The sequence below is a fragment of the Dyella silvatica genome (assembly GCF_026283955.1).
GTDB classification, from domain to species: Bacteria; Pseudomonadota; Gammaproteobacteria; order Xanthomonadales; family Rhodanobacteraceae; genus Dyella_C; species Dyella_C silvatica.
Map to the genome: position 1 here is coordinate 1 of NZ_JAPDPE010000160.1, position 10,052 is coordinate 10,052.

General features: G+C 62.3%; 4 protein-coding genes. 2 read left to right on the forward strand and 2 right to left on the reverse strand.

Annotated features, from left to right (window positions below):
• Together OUZ52_RS21200 and OUZ52_RS21205 are read right to left on the reverse strand one after the other, a co-directional pair.
• Positions 1–2,599 (reverse strand): ligand-binding sensor domain-containing protein (locus tag OUZ52_RS21200; protein WP_323135385.1); only part of this gene is annotated, 2,599 nt, incomplete at its 3' end.
• A gap of 91 nt (positions 2,600–2,690) precedes the next feature.
• On the reverse strand, positions 2,691–6,245 hold the full coding sequence (locus OUZ52_RS21205; protein WP_266160566.1) for a hybrid sensor histidine kinase/response regulator: 3,555 nt from the start codon (positions 6,243–6,245) through the stop codon (positions 2,691–2,693).
• A gap of 106 nt (positions 6,246–6,351) precedes the next feature.
• Here OUZ52_RS21205 and OUZ52_RS21210 point away from each other — a divergent pair, with 106 nt between their 5' ends.
• Both OUZ52_RS21210 and OUZ52_RS21215 read left to right on the forward strand, forming a co-directional pair.
• Positions 6,352–7,815, forward strand: a complete 1,464-nt coding sequence (locus tag OUZ52_RS21210) for a GTPase (protein WP_266160567.1) — start codon at positions 6,352–6,354, stop codon at positions 7,813–7,815.
• Positions 7,816–8,370: 555 nt separating this feature from the next.
• A partial coding sequence (locus OUZ52_RS21215) for a S53 family peptidase (protein ID WP_266160568.1) occupies positions 8,371–10,052 on the forward strand: 1,682 nt, incomplete at its 3' end.

Sequence of the window (10,052 nt, forward strand, 5' to 3'; positions counted from 1 at the left end):
GCATGGTCTCGGTGTACTCATGCTGGGTGGGGCTGAGCGGCGTGCTTAACAGCAGTTCGGCCATGCCCAGCACGCCGGTCATCGGGGTACGGATTTCATGGCTGAGATTGGCCAGAAACTGGGTCTTGGCCGCACTGGCCTGCTCGGCTAGCGCGCGTTGCTGCTCGGCCATTTGCATTTTGTGACGCTGAGCCATCCGGCGGCGCCAGTAGCGCAAGCCCAGCCAGGTCAGCAGCGCTATCAGCACCACATAGACACACCAGGCCCACCAGCGCGCCCAGGGCGGCGCCTGCACGTGAATCTTCAACGGTGTATGCAACTGGCCCCAGGCGCCATCCGCACCGGCGGCCATCACGTCGAGCGTGTAATCGCCGACACTCAGCCCGGCGAATTCGCGCGCGCCCAGATTGCCGGTATCGACCCAGTCGCTATCGAAACCGTTCAAGCGAAAACGATAACGGTTGGCGCTGGGGTTCACGTACGAGGAAACGCGCGCATCGATCAGCAGGCCGCGATCTTGCCAACTCACCCACACGGTCGAATCGTCGTGCAGCGGCTGCGCTACCAGCATGCCTTTGCGGCGCAGGCTGGCGCCGGTAATCGCCACCTGTGGCGTATCGGTGGATTCGTCGATGCGATCGGGATCGAAAGCGATCACGCCGCCCAGCGTCGGCGCATAGATATGGCCATCGCTCAAACGGGCAAAGCCACGGGAAAACTCGCCGTTGCTCAAGCCGTCCTGCAAACCCAATTGATGAAAACGCCCTTTGCCGGGGTCGTAGCGCCATAGGCCATCGCGGCCAAACAGCCAGACCCGCTGCTGCGCGTCGACGGCCAGATCGAGCACGTTGACCGCCGGCCAACCCTGGGCCACGCCAATCTTGTGGTCGAGCACCAGGCCATCGTCGCCATAGCGGTAGTTTTCCAGCCCATCGGGCCGCGCCAGCCAGAGGCCGTCGTCGGTGAAATCAAAGGCATTGACCGCACTGTCGCGGCTCACCCCGGGCACCGGTTCAAGATGATCCAGCCCCGCCGCCAGCCGCCACAATCCCGCTTCACTGGCGTACCAGAAGACCCCGCGCATCAGGGTAAGCTGATTACTCCAGCGGGCCTTGTCTTCGGCCGGGCGGATCGGCACCGCGGTGGTGGTCAAGGTCTGCTGATCGACCTGGAATAAACCTTCACCGAAGGTGCGCGCATAAACCTTGCTGTCGGGCCCGAGCTCCACCTCCAGCGGGTGCAGCATGCTGCGATTGGCGGTATCGACCATCTCGAGCTTGCCCCCGGCATAGCGATACAGCGCCCCTTGCAAAATGATCCACAAACGACGATCGGCGTCCTCGGTCATGGCGAGCACGTCGCCGCGCGGTATCGACAATACGTGCTCGACCTTGCCGCTTAGCGGATCGAGTTTGTCGACCCGGCCCGAACGCTCACCCACCCATAGCCGCCCGTCACGCCCGCGCGCCATTGCGGTGGCCACCGAGTCGCGCAAACTGGTGCTGTCATCCGGGATATGGGTGAAGCGACTGAATTTGTTCCAGCCCGGCGCAAGGTAGGCCACGCCGCCATCGAACAGGGTGATCCATAAGCCGCCCTCGCGGTCGGAAAAAATCTGCCACACCCAGGTGCCCGGCAAATTGCCGTACAGCATCGGCTGGTTGACCACCGCCATCACCGGTCCGTGATGACTGCTCTGCAAAAACAAACCGCGCTGCGTGCCGATCCATAAACGCCCGGCCTGATCGCGGGCACTGCTGTTGACGTTGGTTTCCGGAATGGTTTTCGGCGCGAACATGCGCGCGACGTCGTCCTTGCCTACCATCATCAACCCGCGCGAGGTCGCCAGTCGAATCTCGTCGCCATCGCCTTCGATGCGCCAGGCGTCGATAGCCCGGTCGGTGCCTTCTTGCACAATATGATGAAGCTGGCCATTGCCATCGCGGCGAAAAATGCCGCTGTCGCAACCGAACCATAAGCGCTGCTGCGCATCGACATACAGCGAACCTACCGCCCCGAAACCCGCCATCGATTCGTCAATGACATGTTCAAAGCCATGACCGTCCGCGCGCATGCGATCAAGGCCTTTATCGTGGCCTATCCATAAGCTGCCATCGGCGCTTTGCGCCATCGCCCAGACTTTGTCGCCCGCCAGACTGGATGGATTGGCCGGATCATGCGCCCAATGCTCAAACCCGCCGCTGGTCGCGTCGTAGCGATTCAAGCCGGCGTCCAGGCCGCCCGCCCACAAGCGTCCCGCGTGATCGATCAGCAAAGTACCAATGCCGTTGTCGTATAGCGACGAAGGGTCGCCCGCCACGTGCCGGAATACTTTGAAATCCACGCCGTCATAACGGGCCAGGCCACCCTTGGTGCCAAACCACATCACCCCATCGTGACCTTGCACGACGGTATACACGCTGCTGCTGGGCAAGCCGTTGCTGGTGCCGTAGCGGCGAAACTGCGGCGTCGGCAACACAGCCGTCTGCGCCACCTCGGGCGAGGCGGTGGTGAAGGCAGCAACCGGCTTGTTCACCCCCTGCAGGGCGAAACTCATCAGTAAGGACAACAGCATGATTTCTCCCAGTGGGGGGATCATGCCAAATCCAGCGCCAACTTGCCTTTCAAACCAAACCGGTTTGTGGCCTCGACCGCATGAACCCTAGGGCGTAGCCAAGGCCGCGTGCGGCTCAGGCCACCGCAACCAGACCACTCAGCATCCTGGCAAGCTGTTCGCCGGTGAGCGGCTTGCGCAAAAAGCCATCCATACCGGCCTCGCGCGTGCGCAGCTCTTCGTCGCCGCCCGAGCGCGCCGTCACGGCGATGATCGGTATCCTTTCACCGGCCACCTCGCGTTGACGGATCAGCCGCGCGATCTGAAAACCATCGACGCCCGGCAAGTCCAGGTCCAGCAGAATCGCCTGGAACGAGGCTTGCGCCAACTCGGCCAGCGCACCCAGGCCGTTGACGACGTGATGCACCTCGTGGCCCTGTTGTTGCAGCAAGCCGCGAATCACCGCCGCCACGGTCATGTCGTCTTCGACCAGCAGCAAGCGCAGCCCGCGCGTCGCGGCAGCACGGGCGGCCGGCGCCGCACGCGGCTCCGGCAGGGCCGGCTTGAGCAAGGGCAGCCGCACATGAAAGGTACTGCCGTGGCCGATGCGCGACTCCAGCTCAATGCTGCCGCTCATCAGGCTGACCAGTTCACGGCAAATCGCCAAGCCCAGGCCGCTACCGGCCGACCGCTGCGGCCCATCCTCCTGTTCAAAGCGTTGAAACAGCCGCGCCTGGCTGGCCGCGGAAATGCCCGGCCCGGTATCGCTGATACTCAATTGCAGACTGTGCGCGGTTTCGTGCCAGCACACGCGCAAGGTCACGCTGCCGTGCTCGGTGAACTTCAAGGCATTGTTGGCCAGGTTCAGCAGAATCTGCTTGATGCGCACCGCATCGCCCAGCAACCACGGCGGCAGCTCGCCGGCGATATCCACCTCAAAGCGCAAGCCCTTGGCATGGGCTACGCCACGCTCAAGCTGTGCCACATCGTGAACCAAGGCGCGCGGATCGAAGTTACCCGGCTCCAGCTCAAACCGCCCCGCCTCGATCCGCGCCAGGTCCAGCGCGTCGTTGAGCAGCTTCAACAGCATGCTGCCCGAGCGCTGCATGGTTTGGGTGTACTCGTGCTGGATCGGACTGAGCGGCGTGCCAAGCAACAATTCAGCCATGCCCAGCACGCCGGTCATCGGCGTGCGTATTTCATGACTCAGCGTGGCCAGGAACTGGGTCTTGGCCGCGCTGGCGTGCTCTGCCAGCGCGCTGCGCTGTTCGGCCAGTTGCATCAGATGACGCTGCGCCAGCCGTCGGCGCCAGGCGCGCAAGATCAACCAGGTCAGTAGACTGGCCAGCAACACATAAGCACACCATGCCCACCAGCGCACCCACGGCGGCGCCTGCACATGGATCTTCAACGGGGTATCCAATTGCCCCCAGATGCCATCGGCGCCCGCCGCCATGACCTCCAGCGTGTAATCGCCCGAAGCCAGGCCGGTGAATTCACGCATGCCCAGATTGCCGGTGTCGACCCAGTCGGTATCGAAACCGAGCAAGCGAAAACGGTAGCGATTCGCCGCGGGATCGACATAGGAAAACACCCGCGCGTCGATGATCAGGTTGCGGTCTTGCCAGCCCATGCCGACAACCGGATCTTGCAGGGACTGCGCGCTCAGCAGGCCCTTGCGGCGCAAGCTTACCCCGGTAATCGCCAGTGACGGCACCACGCCATGGGTCTTGATGCGGGCGGGATCGAAGCCAAAGGCACCGCCCACCGTGGAGCCAAAAATATAGCCATGGGCCATGCGTCCAAGACCGGGAACAAACTCCTTGTTGGTCAGGCCATCTTTGAGGCCGAACTGATCAAAGCGACCGCTTACCGGGTCGAAGCACCACAAACCATTGCGAACGAAAATCCACACCCTGCCTTGCCGATCGACCGCCACACTGCTGGCGGTCAGCGACGGCCAGCCATGCGCTGAATCGACTCGGCGATCGAGCACCACCCCGTCGCCCTGATAGCGGTAGTGCTCCAAGGCATCGGGTCGTGCTATCCACAAGCCGTCCTCGGTAAAGTCAAAACCATCGACCGCACGATGACTAGGTATGCCGGGTACCGCTTCAAAACGACCGCGGTCATGGCTCATCCGCAGCATGCCGTCATTGCTGGCATACCAAAGCACGCCGTTTCTCACTGCCAGCTGGCTACTCTTTTTGTTCGTGTCGTTGTCGGGCTCGATCGGCACCGCCGTTACCGCCAACGTTTGCGGGTCGACACGAAAAATGCCTTCGCCGCTGGTGCGGACATAAAGCATGCCGGCGGGCCCCGCCACCACCTGCAAGGGATAATGCATATGCACCGCTTCGGGATCGACGATAGTGGTCTTGCCAGCGGTGTACCGATACAGCTTTCCGCGGGTATTGACCCATAACCGTTGCGGAATATCTTCCAGCAACGACGCCACATCGGTGCGTGGCAAGGTCAACACATGCTCGACCGCGCCGGTCAGCGGATCGATCTTGTCGACGTGGCCCATCCGCCCACCGACCCATAAACGGCCATCGCTGCTCGGCGCGGTGGCTGTGACGACGGCATCGCGCAAGCTGCTGGCGTCGTCAGGAATGTGGGTAAAACGGCTGAAACTGTTCCAGGCCGGTGCCAGATACGCGACGCCGCCGTCGATCAGGCTGATCCATAGCCCGCCCTCACGATCACTGAAAATTTTCCACACCGCGACGCCAGGCAAGTTGCCGTTCAATACCGGCTGATTGACTACGGCGATCACCGCATCGGCGGCGCTGTTGCGAAAAAACAGCCCGCGATAGGTACCCACCCATAAGCGTCCGGTGTGATCGCGAATGCTGCTGAACACATTGGTATCGGGAAGCTGATGCTTGGCCACCGGCCTGGCGACGTCATCCTTGTCGACCATAAGCAGGCCATGCGAGGTGCCAATGCGCACCTCCTCGCCATCGCCATCGATACTCCACAGATCGATCGGCGACGCAAAGCCTTCTTGCGGAATGCGCTGCATCTGTCCATCGATGTTGCGGCGAAAAATGCCGGCATCGCAGGCAATCCACAACCGCTGTTGCGCGTCGACGTACAAAGACGACACCGTGCCATAGGCCTTCGGGTCGGCGCCGAGCAGCGCGTTAGCCACATGTTCAAAGCCACGGCTATGCGGACACTTGCGGTCCAGCCCCTTTTCGGTGCCGACCCAAAGACAGCCATCGGCGCTGGACGCCATCGACCACACCCCATCGCTGGCCAGGCTGGCGGGGTCGGCCGGATCATGGCCCCAATGCTCGAACGTTCCCTGCGACGCATCGTATCGATTGAGCCCAGCCTCGATACCGCCCGCCCACAATTGCCCATGCTGGTCGAATAACAGGGCCGCGATGTCATTGCGGTAGAGCGAGCCGGGGGCGTCCTCGACATGCGTAAACACTTTGAAGTCCACGCCGTCAAAACGGGCAATGCCGCTATCGGTGCCAAACCACATGGCGCCATCGGGCGCTTGCACTACGACCTGGACATTACTGCTGGGCAAGCCGTTGGTCACCCCGTAGCGGCGGAACTGCGGCGTCGGCAGCAAGGCCTCCGAAGGCCGAGCCACACTGATGTCAGCGGGCGCGGCCACGATCGGTGGCGGAGTCAATGCCCATGCCAGCGCCAACAAAGAACCCATCCACATACAAACCCCTCCCTAGCCCCCTGCCACGCCCCCTGATCCCGCGCGGTCCGGCCACGGATAATGCCACGCTCACCGTGAGCACGCCCGGTTCACTAGACTGCGGCTCATGTCTAGACGTCTGCGCCTACTGCTTGCCGCGATCGCCATAGCTGTCTTGCTATGGCTGCTGTTTGCCACCGCCGAACGCGCGTTGGCGCTGGCACAGCGATTCCTGACCCTGCCCAGCTGGTTGCAATGGACCCTGGGCGGCGCGCTCAGTCTGTTTGCCGCGTTTGGCCTCTCGGTGCTGTGGTGGCTACTGCGGCCACGCCGCAAGCGCGTCGCGAAACCGGTGCCTGATCGCCAGGAGCTGGAGCAACGGCTGAGTCAATTGCACGAGCGCGGCAGCGACACCGAACAACTCGGCCATGAACTGGCCGAGCTCGACCGCCGCCGCAGCGAACAGCGTATTTACATCGCGCTGTTCGGTGAAATATCGACCGGTAAATCCACCCTGATCCGGGCGCTGGCACCGCAGGCCGTCACGCTGAGCGATGCACGCGGCGGCACCACTCGCGAGGTTCGCCACTTCGACAGCCAACTTGCGGATGGACGTCCATTCGTACTCGCCGACGTGCCCGGAAGCCACGAATCGGCCGGCGATGCCCGCGAAACCATCGCTCGCCAAGAAGCCTTGCGCGCGCATGCCGTGGTGTATGTCTGCGCCGGCGACCTTACCCGCAGCCAGGTCGAGGAGTTGCGCTGGCTGGCTGACTTCGGCAAACCACTGGTGCTGGTCTTGAACAAGGCCGACCAATGGAACGTCGATGAGCTGGAGGCCTTGCAACAAAAACTGCGCCAACAAACGCAGGACATCGCTACGGCCGTGGTGGCGGTCAGCGCAGGCGGTAGTGAACGTTTTCAGCGGCAGCTCGACAACGGCGACACCGAACACGTCGAACGGCAACGCAAACCAAGTATCAAGCCCTTGCTCAAAGCGCTGAGCCGAATCACCGCCAGCGGCGCCGACGGCCTCGAACCGATGCGCGAACAAGCCGTGCTGGCCAGCGTGCATGAGCGTGCCGGCGCGCTGGAAATGCAAACGCGGGCGGCCGAAGCCGAACGCATCGTGCGTAAATATTCCCGTCGCGCGGTTATCGGCGCGATGGCCGCGGTAGCGCCCGGCAGCGACCTGGTGATCCAGGCAGCCTTGGCTACCGCACTCACCCGCGAGCTGGCCAAACTGTATGAGATCCCGGTCGGCGAAGTGCAAGTCGAAGACTTTGTGCGCCAGGCAAAGCTCACCTTGCGCACCGGCAGCTCCATCGTGCTGGCGATTGCCGGCAACGCCATGAAGGCGTTCCCCGGCCTGGGCACTCTCGGCGGAGGGGTGCTGCATGCCTTCGCCTACGCGCTGATTTTCGACAGCCTGGGCCATGCCCTCGCCGCGTCGCTGGCCGAGCGACAGGCACTGGATCAGGACGATGCTGCCGAGCGGCTTAAAGCCCTGCTGGCCGATGCCGGCGGTGCCCGTTTGCGCCAGCTGGCGACGCTGACCATCGACGCCTGGCGCGAGCGTGACAGCAAGTAAACAAGTGTAAACATACGTAAATACCTGTCGCCGACCAAGGCGACGCGCATCGCAAGCAATCACCGATGCGCGGCCTCGATGCGTATTCGATGTCGATTGGATGCCCGCCGTTCCGCGATATTTTTGCGAAGCCTGCTCTTGGCTTGCAGGCTTCGCTGGCGGCCTGCACTGCATGGCTTTGGACGGCTATTTGATGCGTTGTGTCGCCGCTTGCCGAGGTCTATCCGGCGTCGATAGCCGTCGATATACGCCGCGATTTGCCTGTCAAAAACGTTCACGCGATCTACACACGCGATGCCTTCGACTAGCCCCCCTTAGCGCTGGAACGATTCGCAAGTAATTGCTTTATCGTAAGTTTTTGCAACAAAGCTCATGCCCCGCGCCGTTCTCCAGGAAGCGCCCGGGTCACATGGGGGAAACGGTCGCGCCCTCCGGGGGGAGGTTTAGATGGTGCGCAACGCACGATTCATGGAGTCGTGAAAGCAGGAGCAGTGCAACCAAGCATGACGCTGCAATGGCGTCATTTCTTTACACATACGATGTGGAGACGAACCTGTGAACCAACTGCTGCTTAGCAAGAAGCATGGCCTCAAGAAAACCGTGCCGGCTTTTATCTTTGCCTGTGCCACTCTGTTCGCGATCGATGCGAGCGCCGTCACTATCCAGAGAACGCATGTACCGGAGGCCGTCGCATCAGGACTGGCACCGCGTATCAGCGCCATGGCCCCGGCCCAGCATTTGAAACTTGCACTTAACCTGCCGCTGCGCAACGAAGCTGACTTGGACAGCTTGCTGAAGCAGCTGTACGACCCGCAGAGCCCGAACTATCAGCATTACCTCACGGTAAAAGAATTCACCGATCGCTTTGGTCCCACCCAGCAAGACTACGATGCCGTGGTCGCCTGGGCCCAGGTAAACGGCCTGAAAGTCACCAACACCACGGCTAATCGCCGCCTGGTCGATGTGGAAGGCTCGGTAGACACCATCAACCGCGCCCTGCACGTGCAGATCAGCAACTATCGGCACACCACCGAAAACCGTACCTTCTTCGCCCCGGACAAAGAGCCGACGGTAAACCTGGGCGTGCCGCTGTTGAAGATCACCGGCCTGACCAACGTCACCCTGCCGCATAACCATTTGCTGCGTAAACCGGCCGGCGGAGTGCAGACGATGGCCGCGACGCACCTGACCGGCTCGGGCCCGTCGGGCGAGTATCTGCCCAGCGACATGCGTGCTGCCTACTACGGCTCGGGCACCCTCACCGGTGCAGGCCAGACGGTCGGCATTTTCTCGTATGACGGCTATATCTCCAGCGACGTATCGCTGTTCTACAGCACCACCGGCATGACCTCCTCGGTGCCGATCAACAACGTGCTGGTCAATGGTTATAGCGGCGTATGCGATGCCGGCGACGGCAGCGGCACCTCGCCCTGCGACGACGGCGAGCAAGTGCTCGATATCGTCAACGTCATTGGCATGGCGCCTGGCTTGAGCCAAGTGATCTTCTACGAAGGTTCCAGCGCCACCGACATCCTCAACCAGATGGCTACCGACAACACCGCCAAGGTGCTCAGCAGCTCGTGGGGCGGCGGCGACTTCGGCAGTGCGGATGACCCGATCTACAAGCAGTTCGCCGCACAGGGCCAGACCTTCCTCAACGCCACCGGCGACAGCGGCGCATACACCACCTCGAACTGGTCGGCGCCGTCACTGGATCCGAACATCCTCGATGTCGGCGCTACCGACCTGGTCACCAACGGTGCCGGCGGTGCCTGGAAGTCTGAAACCGCCTGGGTCGATAGCAGCGGCGGTTATCTGTCCGCAGCCGGATATTCGATCCCGGCTTACCAGAAGCTCGCCGGCGTGGTCACCACCACGAACAAGGCATCGAAGACCCTGCGCAATGATCCAGACGTGGCAGCCGAAGGCAACTTCGACAACCCCACCGTCAGCAATGGCACCTTCGAGACCGGTTACGGCGGCACCAGCTTCGCTGCTCCGCGCTGGGCCGGTTTCCTGGCCCTGGCCAACCAGCAGGCAGCGGCCAATGGCAAGCCCACGGTCGGCTTCGTCAACACCAAGATCTATAACCTGGGCTTGGGTTCGACGTATCACACGCTGTTCCATGACATCACCAGCGGCAACAACGGCAAGTTCAATGCGGTATCAGGCTTCGACCTGGTCACCGGTTGGGGCAGCCCGACGGGCGCTGCGCTGATCAACGCATTGACCAAGTA